Source organism: Pseudomonas sp. P9_35, from assembly GCF_034008205.1.
GTDB lineage: Bacteria > Pseudomonadota > Gammaproteobacteria > Pseudomonadales > Pseudomonadaceae > Aquipseudomonas > Aquipseudomonas kilonensis.
Window position 1 is genome coordinate 1,492,228 of record NZ_CP125373.1, and the last position, 23,185, is coordinate 1,515,412.

Annotated in this window: 20 protein-coding genes and 1 pseudogene; 12 read left to right on the top strand and 9 right to left on the bottom strand. The window is 60.7% G+C overall.

Features of this window, described 5'->3' with window-relative positions; genetic code table 11:
* Positions 1-183: 183 nt before the first annotated feature.
* The gene (gene tcdA / locus QMK47_RS06485; protein ID WP_003198205.1) at positions 184-996 is read left to right on the top strand and encodes a tRNA cyclic N6-threonylcarbamoyladenosine(37) synthase TcdA; all 813 of its coding nucleotides are present in this window, start codon (positions 184-186) and stop codon (positions 994-996) included.
* A gap of 115 nt (positions 997-1,111) precedes the next feature.
* On the opposite strand, the gene QMK47_RS06490 is transcribed toward tcdA, so the two are convergent.
* The 4 genes from QMK47_RS06490 to QMK47_RS06505 form a co-directional block, all read right to left on the bottom strand.
* Entirely contained in the window at positions 1,112-1,516 is a 405-nt protein-coding gene (locus QMK47_RS06490) for a SufE family protein (RefSeq protein ID WP_320389967.1), read from the bottom strand.
* The gene (locus tag QMK47_RS06495) at positions 1,513-2,718 is read right to left on the bottom strand and encodes an aminotransferase class V-fold PLP-dependent enzyme (RefSeq protein WP_214511378.1); all 1,206 of its coding nucleotides are present in this window, start codon (positions 2,716-2,718) and stop codon (positions 1,513-1,515) included. Before QMK47_RS06495 ends, QMK47_RS06490 begins: the two co-directional genes overlap by 4 nt.
* 180 nt (positions 2,719-2,898) lie before the next feature.
* Positions 2,899-3,933, bottom strand: coding sequence for a 2,3,4,5-tetrahydropyridine-2,6-dicarboxylate N-succinyltransferase (gene dapD / locus QMK47_RS06500; protein WP_253471857.1), 1,035 nt, complete (start codon positions 3,931-3,933; stop codon positions 2,899-2,901).
* Between the two features lie 32 nt (positions 3,934-3,965).
* Positions 3,966-4,328, bottom strand: coding sequence for an ArsC family reductase (locus tag QMK47_RS06505; protein ID WP_014336784.1), 363 nt, complete (start codon positions 4,326-4,328; stop codon positions 3,966-3,968).
* Positions 4,329-4,504: 176 nt separating this feature from the next.
* Between QMK47_RS06505 and QMK47_RS06510 the strand changes: the two genes are divergently transcribed.
* Both QMK47_RS06510 and QMK47_RS06515 read left to right on the top strand, forming a co-directional pair.
* Positions 4,505-5,860 carry a type III effector protein RopAA gene (locus QMK47_RS06510; protein ID WP_258690431.1) on the top strand — a complete coding sequence of 452 codons (1,356 nt, stop codon included), beginning with the start codon at positions 4,505-4,507 and terminating at the stop codon, positions 5,858-5,860.
* A 622-nt stretch (positions 5,861-6,482) separates the two neighbouring features.
* Positions 6,483-6,842, top strand: coding sequence for a DUF6124 family protein (locus QMK47_RS06515; RefSeq protein ID WP_320389968.1), 360 nt, complete (start codon positions 6,483-6,485; stop codon positions 6,840-6,842).
* Positions 6,843-7,153: 311 nt separating this feature from the next.
* Here the strand turns inward: QMK47_RS06515 and QMK47_RS06520 are convergent, their stop codons facing one another.
* The 5 genes and pseudogenes from QMK47_RS06520 to map form a co-directional block, all read right to left on the bottom strand.
* Positions 7,154-7,456 carry an XRE family transcriptional regulator gene (locus QMK47_RS06520; protein WP_057448352.1) on the bottom strand — a complete coding sequence of 101 codons (303 nt, stop codon included), beginning with the start codon at positions 7,454-7,456 and terminating at the stop codon, positions 7,154-7,156.
* Between the two features lie 10 nt (positions 7,457-7,466).
* Positions 7,467-7,810, bottom strand: a pseudogene (locus tag QMK47_RS06525) (type II toxin-antitoxin system RelE/ParE family toxin).
* A 208-nt stretch (positions 7,811-8,018) separates the two neighbouring features.
* Positions 8,019-9,218 (bottom strand): succinyldiaminopimelate transaminase, encoded by a 1,200-nt coding sequence (gene dapC, locus QMK47_RS06530; protein WP_018603735.1) that lies wholly within the window; start codon positions 9,216-9,218, stop codon positions 8,019-8,021.
* Positions 9,219-9,354: 136 nt separating this feature from the next.
* Positions 9,355-12,057 carry a [protein-PII] uridylyltransferase gene (locus tag QMK47_RS06535; protein ID WP_320389969.1) on the bottom strand — a complete coding sequence of 901 codons (2,703 nt, stop codon included), beginning with the start codon at positions 12,055-12,057 and terminating at the stop codon, positions 9,355-9,357.
* A gap of 44 nt (positions 12,058-12,101) precedes the next feature.
* The gene (map, locus tag QMK47_RS06540) at positions 12,102-12,884 is read right to left on the bottom strand and encodes a type I methionyl aminopeptidase (RefSeq protein ID WP_003198229.1); all 783 of its coding nucleotides are present in this window, start codon (positions 12,882-12,884) and stop codon (positions 12,102-12,104) included.
* A 375-nt stretch (positions 12,885-13,259) separates the two neighbouring features.
* Here map and rpsB point away from each other — a divergent pair, with 375 nt between their 5' ends.
* The 9 genes from rpsB to bamA all read left to right on the top strand — a co-directional run bounded on the left by rpsB (position 13,260) and on the right by bamA (position 23,183).
* Entirely contained in the window at positions 13,260-13,997 is a 738-nt protein-coding gene (gene rpsB / locus QMK47_RS06545) for a 30S ribosomal protein S2 (RefSeq protein ID WP_003198231.1), read from the top strand.
* A gap of 194 nt (positions 13,998-14,191) precedes the next feature.
* Positions 14,192-15,055, top strand: coding sequence for a translation elongation factor Ts (gene tsf, locus QMK47_RS06550; protein ID WP_024619613.1), 864 nt, complete (start codon positions 14,192-14,194; stop codon positions 15,053-15,055).
* 213 nt (positions 15,056-15,268) lie between these two features.
* Positions 15,269-16,012: a UMP kinase gene (gene pyrH / locus QMK47_RS06555; protein ID WP_024779012.1), complete on the top strand. Its 744-nt coding sequence runs from the start codon at positions 15,269-15,271 to the stop codon at positions 16,010-16,012.
* The gene (frr, locus tag QMK47_RS06560) at positions 16,009-16,566 is read left to right on the top strand and encodes a ribosome recycling factor (RefSeq protein ID WP_003198238.1); all 558 of its coding nucleotides are present in this window, start codon (positions 16,009-16,011) and stop codon (positions 16,564-16,566) included. Before pyrH ends, frr begins: the two co-directional genes overlap by 4 nt.
* A gap of 13 nt (positions 16,567-16,579) precedes the next feature.
* Complete coding sequence (uppS, locus tag QMK47_RS06565; RefSeq protein ID WP_214511385.1) at positions 16,580-17,335, top strand: polyprenyl diphosphate synthase; 756 nt, start codon at positions 16,580-16,582, stop codon at positions 17,333-17,335.
* Complete coding sequence (locus QMK47_RS06570) at positions 17,335-18,141, top strand: phosphatidate cytidylyltransferase (RefSeq protein WP_253471871.1); 807 nt, start codon at positions 17,335-17,337, stop codon at positions 18,139-18,141. Before uppS ends, QMK47_RS06570 begins: the two co-directional genes overlap by 1 nt.
* Positions 18,138-19,328, top strand: a complete 1,191-nt coding sequence (ispC, locus tag QMK47_RS06575) for a 1-deoxy-D-xylulose-5-phosphate reductoisomerase (RefSeq protein ID WP_320389970.1) — start codon at positions 18,138-18,140, stop codon at positions 19,326-19,328. Before QMK47_RS06570 ends, ispC begins: the two co-directional genes overlap by 4 nt.
* Positions 19,329-19,380: 52 nt before the next feature.
* On the top strand, positions 19,381-20,733 hold the full coding sequence (gene rseP / locus QMK47_RS06580) for an RIP metalloprotease RseP (protein ID WP_258690434.1): 1,353 nt from the start codon (positions 19,381-19,383) through the stop codon (positions 20,731-20,733).
* 74 nt (positions 20,734-20,807) lie between these two features.
* Complete coding sequence (gene bamA, locus QMK47_RS06585) at positions 20,808-23,183, top strand: outer membrane protein assembly factor BamA (RefSeq protein WP_253471877.1); 2,376 nt, start codon at positions 20,808-20,810, stop codon at positions 23,181-23,183.
* Positions 23,184-23,185 lie beyond the last annotated feature (2 nt).

The following is a 23,185-nucleotide window of genomic DNA, read 5'->3' on the forward strand; positions in this document are numbered from 1 at the left end:
AAAACCTGTGGGAGCGAGCTTGCTCGCGATGGCGGTGGATCAGTAGCGCTGGTGTTGACTGACACACCGCTATCGCGAGCAAGCTCGCTCCCACAAGGGGAAATTGGTGGGATTCAATTCGCGAACAGCTCGAATTGCCACGGCAAAGCCCTATAATGCGCGCCGGTTTTTGGGGTAATGGTCATGAGTACAGAAGATCCACGGTTTGCCGGCATCGCCCGTTTGTATGGCATCGAAGGCCTGGAGCGCCTGCGGGCGGCCCATGTGGCGATTGTCGGGGTTGGCGGTGTCGGCTCCTGGGCAGCGGAAGCCATCGCCCGTTGCGGCGTGGGCGAGATCTCGCTGTTCGACCTGGACGATGTCTGCGTCAGCAACGCCAACCGCCAGTTGCATGCCCTGGACAGCACCGTTGGCAAGCCCAAGGTCGAGGTCATGGCCGAGCGGCTGCGTGGGATCAACCCCGACTGCACCGTGCATGCGGTGGCCGACTTTGTCACCCGCGACACCATGGCCGAGTACATCACGCCGAACATCGACTGCGTGATCGACTGCATCGACAGCGTCAACGCCAAGGCTGCGCTGATCGCCTGGTGCAAGCGCCGCAAGATCCAGATCATCACCACCGGCGGCGCGGGTGGGCAGATCGACCCGACGCTGATCCAGGTCTGCGACTTGAACCGTACGTTCAACGATCCGCTGGCCTCCAAGGTGCGCTCCACCTTGCGCCGCGACTATGGCTTTTCCCGCACCGTGACCCGCCACTACAGCGTGCCTTGCGTGTTCTCCACCGAACAACTGCGCTACCCGAAACCGGACGGCAGCATTTGCTTGCAGAAGAGTTTTGTCGGCGACGGCGTCAAGCTCGACTGCGCTGGTGGGTTCGGCGCGGTGATGATGGTCACGGCGACGTTCGGCATGGTCGCAGCGACAAAGGCTGTGGATAAGATCGTGGCGGGCGTGCGGCGGCCGGCGGATAGGGTCAAGCCTCAGGTTTGAGGGTGGGATTGATGGCCTCATCGCGAGCAAGCTCGCTCCCACAGGGGATCTGGCTGAATGCAGTATTTGCGTACACCCAAATCCCCTGTGGGAGCGAGCTCGCTCGCGATGGCGGTTACTGAGTCAACTCAAACATCCGCTTCAACACCGCATTCAATCCATTGCTACGCGACGGCGACAACTGCCGCGACAATCCCAACTGATTGAACCAGTCCGGCAAGTCCACCTGCTGCAACTCGTCTGCGGACAAACCATTGACCCGCGCCAACAGCAACGCCACCAGCCCACGAATCAACCGCGCATCGCTGCTGGCAGAGAACCGCCAGTGCCCGTCGTGCAACTGACCCACCAACCACACCTGGCTTTCACAGCCGTGGACGAGGTTGGCATCGCACTTGTCCTCGTCGCTCAGAGGCGGCAAACGCTCGCCCCATCGCATCAGCAGCCGGGCGCGTTGTTCCCAGCCCGAGGCTTCCTGGAAAATCTGCAGCGCTGTGGCGGCCTCGGCGGGCAGGTTCATCGGAGCATTTCCAGGGCCTGGTCCAGGGCCTCGAAGAAACGTTCGAGATCGGCGGAGTCGTTGTACAGCGCCAGCGACACCCGGATCGCCCCGGACAGCTTCAAATGTTTGAACAGCGGCATCGCGCAGTGATGTCCGGCGCGCACGGCGATGCCTTGCTCGGTCAGCAGGTGCGCCAGGTCGGCGTTGTGGATGCCTTCGACCACGAAACTGACCAGGGCCAGGCGCGGGTTGCCCACCAGGCGAACGCCGTTGCGGGCCAACAGGCCATGGAGCAGGTAGTCATGCAGTGCTGCCTCATGCTCGATGATCGCCTGCGGGTCGAGGTCGGACAGGTAATCCAGGGTCGCCCCCAGACCGATCACGCTGGCAATCGGCGGTGTACCCGCTTCGAAACCCAGCGGCGCGGGGCGGAAGCTGGCGCTGTGGTAATCGGCCTGTTGCACCATTTCGCCGCCGAACTGCCAATGACGCAGGTTGCCGAGGGCTTCGGTACGGCCAAACAGCACGCCCAGCCCGTCGGGGCCGTAGAGCTTGTGGCTGGAAAACACGTAGAAGTCGCAGCCCAGCGCCTCCACGTCATGGCGACCATGGACCACGCCTTGGGCGCCGTCGATCACCGTCAGCGCGCCCTGGGCCTTGGCCAGCGCCAGCAGCGCCGGCACTGGCTGCCAGGCGCCGAGCACATTGGATAACTGGCTCACCGCCAGCAAGCGCGTACGTGGGCCGATCAGTTCGGCGGCGGCGCCAGGGTCGATCACCCCGTCGGCATCCAGTGGCAACACCACCAGGGTCAACGAACGGCGCTCGGCCAGTTGCTGCCACGGCAGCAGGTTGGCGTGGTGTTCCAGGGCGCTGATGACGATCTCGTCGCCCGGGTTGAATAGATGCTCCAGCCCGTAGGCCAGTAGGTTCAGCGCCGAAGTGGCACCGTGGGTGAAGACCACTTGCCCGCAGTTTCCGGCATTGAGCCATTGCGAAACCTTGAGGCGGCTGTCCTCGAACGCCTGGGTGGCATGGGCGCCCGGCAAATGTTGCGCCCGGTGCACGTTGGCCGCGCCATTGGCGTAGTAGTGCGTCAGGGCATCCAATAGAACTTGGGGTTTTTGCGTGGTCGCGGCGCTGTCCAGGTAGGTCTGGCCTTGCCGTTGCAGGGCGGCGATGGCCGGGAAATCGGCGCGCCAGGGGGATTGGATCAACATGCTTTCGGGCCCTGCTGGAGGTACGCCGGCCCCTGTGAGGGCGGGCTTTTTTTTGTGGGAGCAAAGCTTGCTCGCGATGGCAGCGACACGGTTTACGGTGAGACCGCGTCATCGTTCATCGCGAGCAAGCTTTGCTCCCACAAAAAAAGCTCGCTCCCACAGGTGAGGGTGTGAAGCGGCTTAGTTGTGGGCGTGCAGTGCTTCGTTCAGCTCGATGGCCGATTTGTGCGTCTTGCATTCCACCGCACCGGTCTCGGAGTTGCGGCGGAACAACAGGTCGGGCTGGCCGGCCAGGTCGCGGGCCTTGACCACTTTGACCAGTTGGTTGTTTTCGTCCAGCAGCTTCACTTTAGTGCCGGCGGTCACGTACAGGCCCGACTCCACGGTGTTGCGGTCGCCCAGCGGGATACCGATGCCGGCGTTGGCGCCGATCAGGCAGCCTTCGCCAACCTTGATCACGATGTTGCCGCCACCCGACAGGGTGCCCATGGTCGAGCAACCGCCGCCCAGGTCCGAGCCCTTGCCGACGAATACGCCCGCCGAAACACGGCCTTCAATCATGCCCGGGCCTTCGGTGCCGGCGTTGAAGTTGACGAAACCTTCGTGCATTACGGTGGTGCCTTCGCCCACGTAGGCGCCCAGGCGGACCCGCGCGGCATCGGCGATGCGCACGCCAGCTGGGACCACGTAGTCGGTCATTTTCGGGAACTTGTCCACCGAGAACACTTCCAGCAGCTCGCCACGCAGGCGGGCTTCGAGCTGGTGCTCGGCCAGTTCGCTCAAGTCGATCGCGCCCTGGCTGGTCCAGGCCACGTTCGGCAGCAGAGGGAAGATGCCGGCCAGGTTCAGGCCATGAGGCTTGACCAGGCGATGGGACAGCAGGTGCAGCTTGAGGTAAGCCTCAGGCGTGGAAGACAGTTGGGCGTCTTCGGCCAGCAGCGTGGCGACCAGCGGCTTGTGGCTTTCGGCCAGGCGGGTCAGCAGCGCGGCTTGCGCGGCATCGACACCCTTGACGGCTTCCGCCAGTTGCGAGGCCTGGGCGGTAGTGAAGGTGATGGCCTGGTTGCCGTCGCTGTAGCCGAGAATCGGTGCGATGGCTGCGACGATGTCAGCCGACGGGTTGAGCAGCGGCTGTGCGTAGAACACTTCCAGCCAGGCGCCTTGACGGTTTTGTGTGCCGACACCGAAGGCCAGGCTGAACAGGGTAGTGGACATGAAATTACCTCTACAAAATGGACTGGGCAGGCTTACTTGATCTCTGCCGCATAAATATCTGGCTTGAAGCCAATCAGGGTTCGGTCACCGAGGTCAAGCACCGGGCGCTTGATCATCGAGGGTTGGGCGAGCATCAGTTCGATGGCTTTCGGCTGGTCGAGATCGGCTTTGCGTTCGTCGTCGAGCTTGCGAAAGGTCGTACCGGCACGGTTCAACACCACTTGCCAGCCATGCTCGTTGCACCATTGGGTCAGGTGCTCACGGTCGATGCCGGCAGTTTTGTAATCGTGAAAGTCATAGCGCACCGCGTGCTCATCGAGCCAGGTCCGCGCTTTTTTCATCGTATCGCAGGCTTTGATGCCGAAAAGCTGTAAGTGCTTGTTTTCCTTGGGCATGAATGCTCCCCCAAAACGTTCCCGGTATCGTCCTGAAAATCAGCGGACGATTATGCCACGTCGTTCCTTTCAGTGCCTTGACTGTCGCGACGGATCGGACGAGGCGGAACCGACAGGAAAGAGGTGACCACACAGCACGGGTAAACCCAGCACTTTTGCGTACAAGAGGCCCGCCCATGGATTCCATCTCCCTGACACTGCACCATCCACTGACGCATCAAACTGAAGAAACACTCCCGACCCATTCAACGACATCGACCACCAGGACCGCCGTATCCGTCCCGATCGGCCCTGTCACGGCTGAACAGGACCTGACAAATCGCACTGGTGCAATCAAGGCCCAGCTCAGCCGGGTATTCGAGCCGCATATAAACGGTGCCAATCGCGAGGCCTTCGAAGCATTGATCGACGATCGTTCGCGTACCTTGGCCAATGACGGGGAAACTGCGGAAAGCGTCGATGCCGTGCTGACCAAAGGCTCGCGGCTGGATCGCGCGTCCCATGACACTGTTGGATTCCTTCGTTCGGTTCCCTTCGGCGCGGCGTCCATCGCGCTGGACTTCGTCCCGGCGGTGACCGGCAATGGCTCGATTACCGCGCCGTTGGCGCTGTCGGCCATTGCCGGCCTGGTCAGCAGCGCCACCGACACGGTTGGCAATGGCCTGATCAAGCGCGCCACCAGCGACACCCAGTGGCTGGCGGCCGAAAATGCCGATCTGGAGCCGGTCATGCAGGAAGCCGCCCAGGCGGTGAAGCCGAGCCTGACGACCCAGGCTATCGAAGGCAGCCTGACGTTCCAGACCTTCTCCGCGCGAAACGTGTTGCGCACGGTCATCCAACCCGTCGTGACGAAGACCGTCGATGCGCAAACGGGCAGCAAGGTGGACTCGGTGATAGCTGCCATCGGCTCTCCGCTTTCAGGCATGGCCGCTTATGACCTGCAACATTCCATCGATAAATCCAAACACCGGATTGGTCCGGAATACCTGCTGGGGCGTCAAGACTGGCACCAGCGTTACAAGGACCTCAAGAATTATGGCGTAGGGAGTGCTGCGATGGGCATTGCGAAGCGGGTCGGCAGCCTGCCGCTGGACGCGATGCGCGATGGCAGCAAATCGCTGCAAGCCTTGGTTACGCCGACAGGCTTGGTCAGTGGTCTCGGAGCGTTGGCCGGCGGTATTACTGCGATCGGCATGGCCCAGACCGCCGCTGTCAACGCCGCCAGGCGCGCCGGGATTTCGCCTGCGGGGGTTGCGGCGGCGGGCAAGGCGACGGTTACGGCCACGATGGCCCCGGTGCTCGCCGCCTGGGTGACCACGGCTGTGATGACCCAACCGTTGGCGGACAAGGCTTCTGCTGCGTTGGACAGGCTTTCCGCCGGTCCCGCTCATCCGGATGAGCTGGAGGGAATGTTGCCCTTGGTCGAAAGGTCGACGCCCGAACCGATCGTGGAAGACAGCGACAACGAGGGTGACAGCGTCGATTTTGTCTCGGCCCGCTCGACGCTCAGTGCCGCTGAGCGAGCTGTTTAGCGTCGGATAGTCTCCGGTCGCTTCTGCCGCATGGAGGTTAGGAGCGGCCAGGGGGCGGCCTCAATCGACACGCAACTGAGCTTGCTTGGCCCCGTCTGCGTGGCTGGGTCAACCCGAGGATGGACCCAGACTCCTGCCAGCGTTCACTGGTGACGGGGCGATCATGGTTGCCGGTAATAACGAATTCAAGCCAGCTTGATTCTTGAAACAGGGCTGGATGAGATCTGTTGAGCTTCTAAACCAATAAAATCAATGGGTTGTTCTATGAAGGTCGGTTTTATTTCGTTTTTTGTCTGAGCAAGCGATCGTGGTCTGTCAGACGCGCCGAAGTTTCCGACAAGTTTTTAAGGTTGTCCGTCGGAAGCGGGGGCTCTAGCCTCTGGGTGTCGCTGCCAATTCAGCGACCGGACGTGAGAATCCGAACTCCTCTAGGCGCGCAGGCGTCGACCATATAAAGTGCAGGCGCTTTTCGTCTGCGCATTATGTTATGGCGGCTGTGCGCGGGCATGCTTCGGCATGGCCGGGCTCCTAGAGACTCGGATTCTCACCCCGCGTACGGCTGCCACCCTCCGGTCCGTGAGAAGACTCGGTGGCGGCTCCCACTTCTCTAGGAGCTATAAACATGATCAAAGAAACGCCGAATCCTCCAAAGCCAGCCTCCACTTTCCCCTACGGCGATTACGCACCCGAAAAGCTGCAAGAGGCCGCTGACCGTGTGCTGGATCATTACCTCAAACCTGACGACAGCAAGCCAGAACCCAAACCCTCAGTACAGCTATTCACTGTGGCTGACGGTATCGACACTGAAGTGTTGCTGGCCAATCTCAGTGAAACCCTGGCTTCGGCCAATGCAATGCTCAATGACCTTGCCTTCGATCAGGACGGCTCGCGACGACATGTCGCATTGGGAGTCGCCCAGATGATTGAGTTGGGGATGTTGTTGGCGAACAAGTGCCTGGATCGGGTAGAGCTTCGGACTTGATGTAATAAGTGCCGGCCTCATCGCGAGCAAGCTCGCTCCCACAGGAGGTTGGTGTCGATCACGCGTTCTGTGATCAACACCCATCCACTGTGGGAGCGAGCTTGCTCGCGATAAATCGATTGGCTGACGCAATAATACCTGCGGCCACTGAACTCTGTGGCGAGGGAGCTTGCTCCCGCTGGGCCGGGCTGGCGCTCCAGCGCGAAGCGGCCCTGAAACCGGGCAACGCGGTATGTCAGGTAGATTGAGTTAACTGCTTCAGGGGCCGCTGCGCAGCCCAGCGGGAGCAAGCTCCCTCGCCACAACAGCGCTTATGCGTGAGCCTCTTCCTGCTCGGGCACCAACCGTACTTCCACCCTTTGACCCAACGCACGCGCTGCGCTGGCAAGTGTTGCCAGTGTCATTCCCGCATCGTTCTGGTCCAGTGCGCGATCAACAGCAGTGCGACTGGTGTGCATCCGCTGTGCCAAGGCTTTTTTGGTCACTTTCTGAAGCTTCATTGCTTCGGCAATCTGCCAGGCAATAACGCGTTTGAGCGCAGCTGCGGAAACTTCTTCGGCGATACCTTGCTCGGCGAGGAAGTCGTCAAAATCAGATCCGATGTGCTTGTTCATGTGCTGTGCCTCATAGTCTTGCTTTGCGCTGCTTGGAGGTTGCCATGTCGGTGGTTGGTTTTTTTTTTGACTTTTCTTTATGAAAGCGTGGAGTAGAACCATGTCAGAGCCCACCACAGTGAAGAGAACGCGGGCGATGGTATCTGCGAGGTCAATCCTGACCTCCCATAGCCCAGTGTCCAGCTTGCGAACCACCGGCATACCTATAGGCCAACCAATCTGAACGGTCTTGATGTCAGTCCCGATCATCCGCCTATGCTCGCGAGGCAGCTCAGTTAGCCATTCGCGAACGGGCTCATTCCCGGCGTCTGTGCGGAAGAAACGTACGTTCAGTATGGGGGCAATATCAACCATGAATGGAGTGTACCGAAATAGGTGCATTGCGCAACCCGGGTATTACTGAGGATTCGTACAGGGGCTCAGTTGGTCGGTACGGATGGATCGTTCCCACGCTCGGCGTGGGAATGCCGCCAGGGACGCTCCGCGTTCCGCTTCGGGGATGTGACGCAGAGCGTCACGGGATGCATTCCCACGCAGAGCGTGGGAACGATCGATACAGCCATCAACCCCGACGTTGGATGAACGCGCGGATTCGCTCCGCCGCTTCCACGCATTCAGCCAATGGCGCGACCAAGGCCATGCGCACGCGGCCGGCGCCTGGGTTGACGCCATCGACATCGCGGGACAGGTACGAGCCTGGGACGACGGTCACGTGTTCCTGTTCGAACAGGTCCCGGCAGAAGGCTGCGTCGTCGCCCGCCACATTTGGCCACAGGTAGAAACTGCCATCGGGGCGTTGCACGTCCAGCACCGGGCTGAGGATCTCCAGCACGGCGTCGAATTTCTCGCGGTACAGCGCGCGGTTGGCGCGTACGTGCACTTCGTCGTTCCACGCGGCGATGCTCGCCAGTTGGGTCTGAACCGGCATCGCGCAGCCGTGGTAGGTGCGGTACAGCAGGAAACCCTTGAGGATGTCGGCGTCGCCGGCCACGAAACCGGAGCGCAGGCCGGGCAGGTTGGAGCGTTTGGACAGGCTGTGGAACACCACGCAGCGCTTGAAATCCTTGCGGCCGAGTTCGACACAGGCGCTGAGCAGCCCCGGCGGCGGGGTTTGTTCGTCGAAGTACAGTTCGCTGTAGCACTCGTCCGCGGCGATGACGAAGTCATGTTCGTCAGCCAGGGCGATGAGTTTCTTCAGCACGTCCACCGGAATCAATGCACCGGTCGGGTTGCCAGGGGAGCACAGGAACAGGATCTGGCAGCGTTTCCAGATGTCCGGCGAGACCGCATCGAAATCCGGGTTGAAGCCGTTCGCGTCCAGGCACGGCAGGTAGTGCGGCTTGGCCCCGGCCAGGAACGCGGCGCCTTCGTAGATTTGGTAGAACGGGTTCGGGCTCACCACCAGGGCGTCGTCGCCACGGTTGACCACGGTCTGGGTGAAGGCGAACAGGGCTTCACGGGTGCCATTGACCGGCAGCACATGGCGCGCCGGGTCCAGCCAGCCGTTTGGCACGTTGAAGCGGCGCTCGCACCAACCCGTGATGGCCTCACGCAACTCCGGGATGCCGAGGGTGGTCGGGTACACCGCCATCTTTTCCAGATTGCTGGCCAGGGCTTCAGCCACGAAGCTGGGCGAGCGATGCTTGGGTTCGCCGATGGACAGGGCGATCGGGCGTTTGTCCGGGTTGGGCGTGACGCTGCCAAGCAAGGCGCGGAGCTTTTCGAATGGGTAGGGCTGGAGCTGGTTCAGAGCGTTGTTCATCGAGGGCCTCGTCAATGTGGGCGCGGTCCTTGTGGGAGCGAGCTTGCTCGCGATGGCGGTGAGTCAGGCAGCATCAATGCTGGATGCTCCGTCGCTATCGCGAGCAAGCTCGCTCCCACAGAGGGGGATTGTTCGTTCAGATGCTGATACGTGTCATGTGAGCATCGGGTTCCTGGTTGACGCTCAAATGCTGCACGATCGCTTCCTGCAGGCGGCTGCACAGTTGCGGATCGGACAGCGGATGGTTATGCGCGTCGGTGATGAAGAAGACGTCTTCCACCCGTTCGCCGAGGGTGGCGATCTTGGCGTTTTGCAGCGACAGGTCGAACTCCAGGAAGATATGGCCGATCCGCGCCAGCAGGCCCGGGCGGTCCGGGGCGCTGAGTTCCAGCACGGTGACCTGGCGCTGGGCGTCGTTGTGGATCGTCACCTGGGGCGCGAAGGCGAAATGCTTGAGCTGGCGCGGCACCCGGCGCTGGATGATGGTCGGGTAGTCCGCCGGGTTGCGCAGGGCTTCGGTCAGGCCGTCGCGAATCTTCTTGACCCGCGCCGGGTTGTCGCCAATCGAGTCGCCGTCGGTGTCGAGCACGATGTAGGTGTCGAGGGTGAACTGGCTGCTCGAGGTGATGACCCGGGCGTCATGGATGTTGAGGTTGAGCTGGTCCATCGCCGCCACGGTCACGGCGAAGAAGTCGTGCTGGTCCGGGGCGTAGATGAAGATCTGCGTGCCGCCCTCGAACTCGCGCTGGGTGGTTTCCTTGATCAGCACCAGCGGCCCGGCATCGGCCGGTTGCTGCAGGATCGCGTCGCTGTGCCAGGCCACGTCGCCGGCGGTGTGGCGCAGGAAATAGTCATCGCCCAATTGCGACCAGAGCTGCTCGACATCGTCCGGATCGGTGCCGCCGCGTACCAGGATGTCCAGGGCGGCGCTTTGGGTTTGACGGATCTGTTCTTCGCGGTCCACCGGGTTTTCCAGGCCACGGCGCAAGGCGCGCTTGGTCTCGGTGTAGAGCTGGCGCAACAGGCTGGCGCGCCAGGAATTCCACAGGCTCGGGTTGGTGGCGTTGATGTCGGCCACGGTCAGCACGTAGAGGTAGTCCAGACGTGTTTCATCGCCGACGATCTGGGCGAAGTCGTGGATCACCTGCGGGTCGGACAAGTCCTTGCGCTGGGCAGTGGTAGACATCACCAGGTGGTTCTGCACCAGCCAGACGATCAGCCGGCTGTCCCACAGGGGCAGTTGATGGCGCTGGCAGAACGCCTCGGCATCCACCGCACCAATCTCGGAATGATCGCCCTGGCGGCCCTTGCCGATGTCGTGATACAGCCCTGCCATGTAGATCAGTTCGGGCTTGGGCAACTTGGCCATGAGCTTGCTGGCCAGCGGGAATTTCTCCGACACCTGGGTGTATTGCAGCTTACGCAGGTGCTTGATCAGGTTCAGGGTGTGGGCATCGACCGTATAGATGTGGAACAGGTCGTGTTGCATTTGCCCGACGATGAAACCGAACTCCGGCAGATAGCGCCCGAGGATCCCATAGCGATTCATGCGCCGCAGGTTGCGGTGCACGCCGATCCGGCATTTGAACAACTCGATGAACAGGCTGGTGTTGCGGATGTCGTGGCGGAAATCCTCATCGATCAGATGACGATTTTCTCGCAGCAGGCGGATGGTGTCGGCGCGCACTCCCTTGATTTCCGGCTGCTGGGCCATGAGCACGAAGATTTCCAGCATGGCGAACGGCGTGCGGCGGAACACATAGTCGTGGCGGGCTTCGATGTAGCCGTCGTGCAGTTGGAAACGAGAGTTGATCGGCTGCGGCGGTTCTTCGTCCTCGGGGGCGAGGATGACTTCCTCGAAGTGCTGGATGATCAGTTCGCTGAGCTGGGCAATGCTCATCACCACGCGGTAGTACTGCTGCATGAAGTTTTCGATGGATTGCTTGGCATCCTGCCCTTCGAAACCCAACAGGCTGGCGATGGAGCGCTGGTGGTCGAACAACAGGCGGTCCTCGGAGCGCCCGGCCAGCATGTGCAGGGCATAGCGGACCTTCCACAGAAATTCCTGGGACGAGGCCAACAAGGCGTTTTCGCTTTCCACCAGGAAACCTTCACCGGCCAGGGCGCGCAGGTTCAGCGTGCCGTACTGGCGGCGGGCAACCCAGAGGATCGTCTGGATGTCCCGCAGCCCGCCGGGCGAGCCCTTGACGTTGGGCTCCAGGTTGTATTCGGTGTCGTTGTACTTGTGGTGGCGGGCTTTCTGCTCGGCGCGCTTGGCCAGGAAAAAGTCCTTGCTGGGCCACATGTGCACCGTGCTGGTGACATCGAGCATGCGCTGGCGCAAGTGCTCGGGGCCGGCGACGGTGCGGCTCTCCATCAGGTTGGTGATCACCGTCAGGTCGGCGCGGGCCTCGTCGGCGCATTCCTGCACCGAGCGCACGCTCTGGCCGACTTCCAGGCCGATGTCCCACAGCAGCGTCAGGAACCGCTCGATGGAGTCACGGAAAACTTCATGATCGGCGCTGTCGAGCAGGATCAGCAGATCGATGTCGGAGTAGGGGTGCAGTTCGCCGCGCCCGTAGCCGCCGACCGCCACCAGGGCGATGTCGGCATCCTCGCTCCAGTTGAACTGCTCCCAGGCCTTTTGCAGGATGTTATCGACGAACCAGGCACGGTCCTCGATCAGCCGCCGAATGTCCCGGCCATTGCGAAAGCGCTGGTCGAGCACTTCGTGGGCCTGGCGGATCGCCTTCTTGAACGCCGAGATGGGACTTGCCTTCAGGGCCAGTTCGGCCTGGAACTGGCCGCGGTCGAAGAGTTCGGGATCCACCTGCGGCATTGAATGACTTTCCTTTCTATCTATATCTATAGGCTGGGTTCGGATCAGGCGGAAACGCGAGGGATGGTGTCATCGCTGCGCAGGGTGAAGATCTCGTAGCCGGTCTCGGTGACCAGCAAGGTGTGTTCCCACTGGGCCGACAGCTTGCGATCCTTGGTGATGGCAGTCCAGCCGTCGCCCAGCACCTTGGTGTCGGCGCGGCCCTGGTTGATCATCGGCTCGATGGTGAAGGTCATGCCCGCCTGCAGTTCCATGCCCGTGCCGGCGCGGCCGTAGTGCAGGATCTGCGGTTCTTCGTGGAATACCTTGCCGATGCCATGGCCGCAGAACTCGCGTACCACCGAGAAGCCGTTTTTCTGCGCGTGCTTCTGGATCACTTCGCCGATGTCCCCCAGGCGGCAGCCCGGCTTCACCAGTTCGATGGCCATGTACATGCATTCCTGGGTGACCTTGGACAGGCGCTGGGCCCACTCCGGCACGTTGCCGACATGGAACATGCGGCTGGTGTCGCCGTGAAAGCCGTCCTTGATGACGGTGACGTCGATGTTCAGGGTGTCGCCATCCTTCAACGGTTTTTCGTTGGGGATGCCGTGGCAGACCACGTGGTTGATCGAAGTGCAGATCGACTTCGGGAAGCCTTTGTAGTTGAGCGGGGCCGGGATGGCTTTCTGCTCGTTGACGATGTAGTCATGGCAGATGCGGTCCAGCTCTTCGGTGGTCACGCCAGGCTTGACGTAGTCGGCGATCATCTCCAGCACATCGGCGGCGAGTTTGCCGGCGACACGCATTTTGGCGATGTCCTCGGGAGTCTTGAGGGTAACGGTCATACAGGCTCTCTCTGCGCCCGACGGCGCTGTTCAAAACGAAATGGGCGGCGGATGATGCTTCACGTGGCCCTGAAAGAGGCGATTCTAACAGACGATCAGCGCAAATCCGCGTCCACATGCATCGCTTCTCTCTATAAGGGTGTTCATCCACTGCCCATGAAAGGGCTGTGGGAGGGGCTCCTCACCAGGATTTCAGAATCCGTGTTCCGTTTTCGCCCTTGCTGTGGTATAAAATGCGCCGCTTTCCGGGGATGACCCCGCAAGCTTAAATCCACACACGTGTCGACACGATGACCTGGGTGCCTTTGGCTTTTATAGCCGCTGGTTGGTCATTGGGATACGTGGAGGCCAAACCCGACTTATCAAGGAACTATCATGTCCCAAGTCAATATGCGCGATATGCTGAAGGCCGGTGTGCACTTCGGTCACCAGACCCGTTACTGGAACCCGAAAATGGGCAAGTACATTTTCGGCGCGCGTAACAAGATCCACATCATCAACCTTGAAAAAACCCTGCCGATGTTCAACGAAGCACTGACCTTCGTAGAGCGCCTGGCCCAGGGCAAAAACAAGATTCTGTTCGTCGGCACCAAGCGTTCCGCTGGCAAGATCGTTGCTGAAGAAGCAGCACGTTGCGGTTCGCCGTACGTCGATCACCGCTGGTTGGGCGGCATGCTGACCAACTTCAAGACCATTCGCGCTTCCATCAAGCGTCTGCGTGACCTTGAAGTCCAGTCCGAAGACGGTACTTTCGCCAAGCTGACCAAGAAAGAAGCGCTGATGCGCACTCGCGATCTTGAGAAGCTGGACCGCTCCCTGGGCGGTATCAAGGACATGGGCGGTCTGCCTGACGCACTGTTCGTGATCGACGTTGACCACGAGCGCATCGCGATCACCGAAGCCAACAAGCTGGGTATCCCGGTCATCGGCGTTGTCGACACCAACAGCAGCCCGGAAGGCGTTGACTACATCATCCCAGGCAACGATGACGCCATCCGCGCCATCCAGCTGTACATGGGTTCGATGGCTGACGCTGTTATCCGTGGTCGCAACAACGTGAATGGCGGCACCGAAGTCTTCGCTGAAGAAGCTCCGGCAGCAGCCGCTGAGTAATTGACGCCCTGGCGTTGACTCAGTAAGCAAAAAGGGGGCTTGGCCCCCTTTTTGCCACCTCGAAAACCATTTGCCGCCAGCGCAGTGACCTGTTTGTAACCTGCCGCGGCCTATAAGCAGTGGTTTTCCAGGAAGAATTGATCGCCCGTTCGATCGGGTGGAATGGTTGAAAACCTATCCAAGAGGATTTTGAAATGGCAGAGATTACTGCAGCGTTGGTCAAAGAACTGCGCGAGCGTACCGGCGAAGGCATGATGGACTGCAAGAAAGCCTTGACCAAGGCTGGCGGCGACATCGAGAAAGCCATTGATGACATGCGCGCTTCGGGCGCCATCAAGGCTGCCAAGAAAGCTGGCAACATTGCCGCTGAAGGCGCGATCGGCATCAAGGATGACGGTAAAGCTGCCGTTATCATCGAAGTCAACTCGCAGACTGACTTCCTGGCCCTGCAAGACGACTTCAAGGCATTCGTTGCCGCCAGCGTCGAAAAAGCATTCGCCGACAAACTGACCGACGCAGCTCCGCTGATCGCCGCTCAGGAATCGGCTCGTGAAGCCCTGGTTGCCAAAGTGGGCGAGAACGTCAACATTCGTCGCCTGGTTCGCGTCGAAGGTGATGTTGTCGGTTCCTACCTGCACGGTAACAAGATTGGCGTCGTCGTGGCCCTCAAAGGCGGCAACGTCGAGCTGGCCAAAGACATCGCGATGCACGTCGCTGCCAGCAACCCTGAGTTCCTGCTGCCGTCGGAAGTTTCCGCTGACGCCATCGAGCGTGAAAAAGCTGTGTTCATGCAGCTCAACGAAGACAAGATCAAAGGCAAGCCAGCCGAAATCGTTGAAAAAATGGTTGCCGGTCGTATCACCAAGTTCCTGGCTGAAGCCAGCCTGGTTGAGCAGGCGTTCGTCAAGAACCCTGAAATCAAGGTCGGTGAACTGGCCAAGAAAGGCGGCGCTGAAATCGTTTCCTTCACCTACTTCAAAGTGGGCGAAGGCATCGAGAAGCCAGTAGACAACTTCGCTGAAGAAGTTGCTGCTCAGCTGGCTGCCAGCAAGCAATAAGACAGTTTTTATAACTGTCGCCCTGAAGAGGCTGCCCGCTTAACGCGCGCAGCCTCTTTTTGGATGGGGATGCCGATTTTTATTGGTTTCCTGTCGGAACTGGCTTACAAAGCCGTGTTCCGATGGCGCTGTGTCAGCGTCAAGCTAGAGTGAACGCAGGCTGAAAACAGCCTGCAAAGAATTTTCGAAAATACGCCGCAGGAGAGATTCGCAATGGCTCAGCAGGGCAGTGGTTATCAGGCTCGCTATAAACGCATTCTACTCAAGCTTAGCGGCGAGGCCCTGATGGGCTCGGAAGAGTTCGGGATCGATCCGAAAGTGCTGGATCGCATGGCCCTGGAAGTCGGCCAGCTGGTCGGGATCGGCGTTCAGGTCGGTCTGGTCATCGGCGGCGGCAACCTGTTCCGCGGCGCAGCGCTGAGCGCGGCCGGCATGGATCGGGTCACGGGCGACCACATGGGCATGCTGGCCACTGTGATGAACGCCCTGGCTATGCGTGACGCGCTGGAGCGTGCCAATATCTCGGCCATCGTGATGTCGGCCATTTCCATGGTTGGCGTAACCGATCACTACGACCGCCGCAAAGCCATGCGCCACCTCAATGCCAAGGAAGTGGTGATTTTTGCCGCCGGTACCGGTAATCCGTTCTTTACCACGGATTCGGCCGCCTGCCTGCGAGCGATCGAGATCGATGCCGATGTCGTGCTCAAGGCAACCAAGGTCGATGGCGTCTATACCGCTGACCCGTTCAAAGACCCGCATGCCGAGAAGTTCGATCATCTGACCTACGATGAAGTGCTGGATCGCAAGCTGGGTGTAATGGATCTGACGGCTATCTGCCTGTGCCGCGACCACAAGATGCCGCTGCGCGTCTTTAACATGAACAAGCCCGGTGCCCTGCTGAATATCGTCCATGGCGGCGCCGAAGGAACACTGATCGAGGAAGTTCAACAATGATCAACGAAATCAAGAAAGACGCTGAACAGCGCATGCAGAAATCCCTGGAGTCCCTGGCACACAACTTCGGTCGCATCCGCACCGGCCAGGCGCACCCGAGCATCCTTGAAGGCGTGATGGTGCCGTACTACGGCTCCGACACCCCGATCAAGCAAGTGGCCAACATCACCGTCAAGGACGCTCGCACCCTGCAGGTCGTGGCCTTTGAGCGCAACATGCTGGGCGCAGTCGACAAGGCCATCGGCAGTGCCGGCCTGAACCTGAACCCGACCAACCTGGGTGAGCTGCTGCTGATCTCCATGCCGGCCCTGACCGAGGAGACCCGCAAGGGCTTCACCAAGCAGGCTCGTGATGTGGCTGAAGACGCCCGTGTTGCCGTGCGCAACATCCGTCGTGATGCCAACAGCCAGCTCAAGGATCTGGTCAAGGAAAAGGAAATCAGCGAAGACGAAGAGCGTCGTGCCACTGGCGAGATCGACGACCTGACCAAGAAGTACGTGGCTAAGATCGACGCGGATTTGGCGCAGAAAGAAAAAGACCTGATGGCCGTATAAGGGTCTCGTTTTCATGGAAAAGACCAAGCAGGCCGTGCCGTTCGCGGTGCCGCGCCACGTGGCGATCATCATGGACGGCAATAATCGCTGGGCCAAGAAACGCTTTATGCCTGGCGTCGCCGGGCACAAGGCGGGGGTCGATGCGGTTCGTGCGGTCATCGAGGTGTGCGCCGAGGCAGGGGTCGAGGTGCTGACCCTGTTCGCCTTCTCCAGTGAGAACTGGCAGCGTCCGGCCGATGAAGTCAGTGCCTTGATGGACCTGTTCCTCAAGGCTCTGCGTCGTGAGTCCAAGCGCCTCAACGATAACAAGATCTGCCTGCGGATCATCGGTGATCGCTCGCGCTTCCATCCTGAATTGCAGGCTGCGATGCGCGAAGCCGAGACTGCGACTGCGGGCGCCGATCGGTTTGTCCTGCAGATCGCCGCCAACTATGGTGGTCAGTGGGACATTGCCCAGGCTGCCCAGCGGCTGGCGCGGGAAGTCCAGGCCGGGCACTTGCGCCCGGAAGACATCACGCCGGAACTGCTGCAGACCTGCCTGGCGACCGGCGACCTGCCGTTGCCGGACCTGTGCATCCGTACCGGTGGCGACCATCGCATCAGCAACTTCCTGCTCTGGCAGTTGGCATATGCCGAGTTGTACTTCTCCGACCTGTTCTGGCCGGACTTCAAACACGAAGCCATGCGCACCGCACTGGCCGATTTCGCTTCCCGTCAGCGTCGCTTCGGTAAAACGAGCGAGCAGATCGAAGCTGGAGCCCGGGTTTAATGCTCAAACAACGAATCATCACTGCCTTGATCCTGTTGCCCATCGCCCTGGGCGGTTTCTTCCTGCTCGAAGGCGCCAGTTTTGCGCTGTTCATCGGGCTGGTCGTGACCTTGGGGGCGTGGGAATGGGCGCGGCTGGCGGGTTTTCCTGCGCAGTCGGCGCGAGTGGCCTACGCAGCGGCCGTGGCGGCCATGCTGTTCATCATGTACGTGGTGCCCGGGCTCGCGCCTTGGGTGTTGGGTGCCGCGGTGCTGTGGTGGGCGACAGCGACCTTCCTGGTCCTGACCTACCCGCAGACTACGCATCATTGGGCCAATGCGGCGACCAAACTGGTGATCGGCCTGCTGATCCTGCTGCCGGCCTGGCAAGGGCTGATCTGGATCAAGCAAGGCCCGCTGGGCAATTGGCAGATCATGGCCGTGATGGTGCTGGTCTGGGGGGCCGACGTCGGCGCCTATTTTTCCGGCAAGGCCTTCGGCAAGCGCAAGCTGGCGCCGAAAGTCAGCCCTGGCAAGAGCTGGGAAGGGGTCTATGGTGGCCTGGTCCTGAGCCTGGTGATCACCACTGTGGTCGGCTTCGTGCGGGACTGGACGGTCGCGCAGCTGCTGATGGGCCTTATGGGTGCCGCCTTGATCGTATTTGTGTCTGTGGTCGGCGACCTGACCGAAAGCATGTTCAAGCGTCAGTCGGGGATCAAGGACAGCAGTAACCTGTTGCCCGGTCACGGCGGCGTGCTGGATCGCATCGACAGCCTTACCGCCGCGATTCCGATCTTTGCCGTGCTGTTGTGGATGGCGGCGTCGTGAGTCGCCCCCAGCAGATCACTGTCCTTGGTGCGACCGGTTCGATCGGCCTGAGTACGCTTGACGTCATCGGCCGGCACCCGGAGCGTTACCAGGTGTTCGCCCTCAGTGGCTTCACGCGCATGAGTGAATTGCTGGCCTTGTGCATACGCCACACGCCGCGGTTTGCCGTGGTGCCTGAAGCCGCTGTGGCGCGGGCGCTGCAGGACGATCTGCGCGCAGCCGGCCTGCAAACTCGCGTGCTGGTGGGGGAGGAAGGCCTCTGCCAAGTAGCTTCCGCCCCAGAAGTCGGTGCCGTGATGGCGGCAATCGTCGGTGCGGCGGGCTTGCGTCCGACGCTGGCGGCGGTGGAAGCCGGCAAGAAGATCCTGCTGGCCAACAAAGAAGCGCTGGTGATGTCCGGCGCGCTGTTCATGCAGGCTGTGCGCAAAAGCGGTTCGGTGTTGCTGCCTATCGACAGCGAGCACAATGCGATTTTTCAATGCATGCCGCAGGATTTTTCCCGTGGCCTCGGCGCGGTGGGTGTCCGGCGGATCTTGCTGACAGCCTCCGGTGGTCCGTTCCGGCAGACGCCGCTGGAAGAATTGGTGCATGTTTCACCCGAGCAGGCCTGTGCCCACCCGAACTGGTCCATGGGACGCAAGATTTCCGTGGATTCGGCCAGCATGATGAACAAGGGGCTGGAGCTGATCGAGGCCTGCTGGCTATTCGATGCCAAGCCGTCCCAGGTCGAGGTGGTGATTCATCCCCAGAGCGTGATTCACTCCCTGGTGGACTATGTCGACGGTTCGGTGCTGGCCCAGTTGGGCAATCCGGACATGCGCACCCCGATCGCCAATGCCCTGGCCTGGCCGGAGCGCATCGATTCGGGTGTTGCGCCGCTGGACCTGTTCGCCATCGCTCGCCTGGATTTCCAGGCGCCCGATGAGCAGCGTTTCCCCTGCCTGCGCCTGGCGCGCCAGGCGGCCGAGGCGGGCGACAGCGCGCCGGCCATGCTTAACGCCGCCAATGAAGTGGCGGTTGCAGCGTTTCTCGATGGGCGTGTCCGTTACCCCGAGATCGCGAGTATCATCGAGGAAGTCTTGAATCTCGAGGCCGTGGTTTCGGTCAATGACCTCGATACGGTATTTACGGTGGATGCCAGGGCTCGTGAGTTGGCGGGCCAATGGCTGCAGCGCCACGGGCGTTGAGGCTGCGATACGTTAGCCAGGGTTGCCCTGGACAGGATTGCGGAGAAAACAGATGAGCGCGCTCTATATGATTGTCGGCACCCTGGTTGCCTTGGGGGTGTTGGTCACATTTCACGAATTCGGTCATTTCTGGGTCGCGCGGCGCTGTGGCGTCAAGGTCCTGCGTTTTTCCGTGGGCTTTGGCATGCCCTTGCTGCGTTGGCATGACAAGAAAGGCACCGAGTTCGTCGTAGCGGCCATCCCGCTGGGCGGCTACGTCAAGATGCTCGATGAGCGCGAAGGCGAAGTCCCGGCCGACCAGCTCGATCAATCCTTCAATCGCAAGACCGTCCGTCAGCGTATCGCCATTGTCGCCGCGGGGCCGATCGCCAATTTCCTGCTGGCCATGGTGTTTTTCTGGGGCCTGGCCATGCTGGGCAGCGAGCAGGTGCGTCCGGTCATCGGTGCGGTGGAGGCGGGTAGCGTTGCCGCCCGTGCCGGGCTGGGTGCCGGGCAGGAAATCGTCGCTATCGATGGCGAGCCGACCTCGGGCTGGGCGGCGGTCAATCTGCAGCTGGTGCGTCGCCTGGGTGAGAGCGGTTCGTTGCAATTGATGGTGCGCGAGCAGGGCTCCACGGTGGATTCGCCTCGTGAACTGGTCTTGGACAAATGGCTCAAGGGCGCCGACGAGCCGGATCCGATCCGGTCCCTGGGGATCCGGCCATGGCGTCCGGCGATGCCGCCGATACTCGCCGAACTCGATCCGAAAGGCCCGGCCCAGGCTGCAGGCCTGAAGACCGGCGATCGGTTGCTGGCACTCGACGGCCAACTGGTCAGCGACTGGCAACAGGTGGTCGATTCGGTCCGTGTACGTCCTGATACCAAGATTGTGCTGCGCATCGAGCGCGACGGTGCTCCAATCGATGTCCCGGTGACCCTGGCCGCCCGTGGCGAGAGCAAGGCGCCGAGCGGTTACCTGGGAGCGGGCGTCAAGGCTGTCGACTGGCCGCCGGAAATGATTCGCGAGGTCAGCTTCGGCCCTGTGGCGGCGATTGGCGAGGGTGCGCGTCGTACCTGGACCATGAGCGTCCTGACGCTGGACTCGCTCAAGAAAATGTTGTTCGGCGAGCTCTCGGTAAAAAACTTGAGTGGACCGATAACCATTGCTAAAGTGGCGGGCGCTTCTGCCCAGTCGGGCGTCGCTGATTTCCTGAATTTCCTTGCTTATCTGAGCATTAGCCTGGGGGTTCTGAATTTGCTGCCCATCCCGGTACTGGATGGGGGGCATCTGCTGTTTTATCTGATCGAGTGGGCGCGTGGTCGTCCCTTGTCGGATCGGGTGCAGGGTTGGGGGATACAGATCGGTATCAGCTTGGTGGTCGGGGTTATGTTGCTTGCCCTCGTCAACGATCTGGGTCGTCTGTAACGCTTCGCTGAATTGCGAATCTGCCGCATTTTGCGGCAGTTTGTTTATTGCCAGTTGGAATAAGAAAGGACTTCATGAAACGTCTGCTGCTAACTGCGGTTCTCACCGTATTGATGATCGCCGAAGTTCACGCCGAGTCCTTCACTATCTCTGATATTCGCGTCAATGGCCTCCAGCGGGTCTCCGCGGGTAGCGTCTTTGGTGCCTTGCCGTTGAACGTCGGCGAGCAGGCGGATGATCGGCGCCTGGTGGAATCCACGCGTGCGCTGTTCAAGACCGGCTTCTTTCAAGATATCCAACTGGGCCGTGACGGCAATGTCCTGGTCATCACCGTTGTTGAGCGCCCGTCGGTCGCCAGTATCGAGATCGAAGGCAACAAGGCGATCTCCACTGAAGACCTGATGAAAGGCCTCAAGCAATCCGGCCTGGCCGAAGGCGAGATCTTCCAGCGCGCCACCCTCGAAGGTGTACGTAACGAACTGCAACGCCAGTACGTTGCCCAGGGCCGCTACTCGGCCACCGTCGACACCGAAGTGGTGCCGCAGCCGCGCAACCGCGTTGGCCTGAAGGTCAACATCAACGAAGGCACCGTGGCAGCCATCCAGCACATCAACGTGGTGGGCAACACGGTTTTCCCTGACGAAGACCTGATCGACCTGTTCGAACTCAAGACCACCAACTGGCTGTCGTTCTTCAAGAACGACGACAAGTACGCCCGTGAAAAACTCTCCGGTGACCTGGAGCGCCTGCGTTCCTACTACCTGGACCGCGGCTACATCAACATGGACATCGCCTCGACCCAGGTGTCCATCACCCCGGACAAGAAGCACGTCTACATCACTGTCAACGTCAACGAAGGCGAGAAGTACACCGTTCGTGACGTCAAGCTCAGCGGTGACCTGAAAGTGCCTGAAGACCAGGTCAAGTCGCTGCTGCTGGTGCAGAAGGGCCAGGTGTTCTCGCGCAAGCTGATGACCACCACGTCCGAGCTGATCACCCGTCGCCTGGGTAACGAGGGCTACACCTTCGCCAACGTCAACGGCGTGCCACAGCCGCACGATGAAGACCACACTGTCGACATCACCTTCGCCGTGGATCCGGGCAAGCGTGCCTACGTCAACCGCATCAACTTCCGTGGCAACACCAAGTCCGAGGACGAAGTGCTGCGCCGTGAAATGCGCCAGATGGAAGGTGGCTGGGCCTCGACCTACCTGATCGACCAGTCCAAGACCCGCCTGGAGCGCCTGGGCTTCTTCAAGGAAGTCAACGTCGAGACCCCGGCCGTACCGGGCGTCGATGACCAGGTCGATGTGAACTACAGCGTCGAAGAGCAGGCTTCCGGCTCGATCACTGCCAGCGTCGGTTTTGCCCAGAGTGCCGGCCTGATCCTCGGTGGCTCGATCACCCAGAACAACTTCCTGGGTACCGGTAACAAGGTCAGCATCGGCTTGACCCGCAGTGAGTACCAGACCCGCTACAACTTCGGTTATGTGGACCCCTACTGGACCGCTGATGGTGTGAGCCTGGGCTACAACGCCTTCTACCGCACCACCGACTATGACGAGCTCGATTCCGATATCTCCAGCTATGCGGTGGACAGCTACGGTGTCGGTGCCAACGTGGGTTACCCGATCAGCGAGACTTCGCGCCTGACCTTCGGCCTCACCGCCCAGCAGGACAAGATCAACACCGGTAAGTACACCGTTGACGAGATTTTTGACTTCGTTAAGAAGGAAGGCGACAGCTACCTGAACTTCAAGGCGTCTGCCGGTTGGTCCGAATCGACCCTGAACAAGGGCGTACTGGCGACCCGTGGTCATTCCCAGAGCCTGGTTCTGGAAACGACTACGCCTGGCAGCGACCTGTCGTTCTTCAAGCTCGACTATCGTGGCCAGCTGTTCCAGCCGTTGACCGACAACTACACCATGCGCCTGCACACCGAGCTGGGCTACGGTGACGGCTACGGTTCGACCGATGGCCTGCCGTTCTACGAGAACTACTACGCCGGTGGTTTCAACTCGGTGCGTGGCTTCAAGGACAGTACCCTCGGTCCTCGCAGTACCCCAAGTAAAGGTACCAATCCAGGTACCGTTGCAGACCCAGACCAGGATCCACTGCCATTTGGTGGCAACGTCCTGATCCAGGGTGGTGCCGAGATCCTGTTCCCGATGCCGTTCGTCAAGGACCAACGCTCCCTGCGTACCTCGGTATTCTGGGACGTGGGTAACGTTTTCGATTCCAGTTGCAGCGACACCACCAACGCCAATGGCACCAAGTCCAATACAAAGTGCAACGACATCAGCCTGAGTAACATGGCCAGTTCCGTTGGCGTGGGTGTGACCTGGGTCACCGCGCTGGGTCCTTTGAGCTTCGCATTGGCGATGCCGATCAAGAAACCGGATGACGCTGAAACCCAAGTGTTCCAATTCTCCCTCGGCCAGACGTTCTAAGC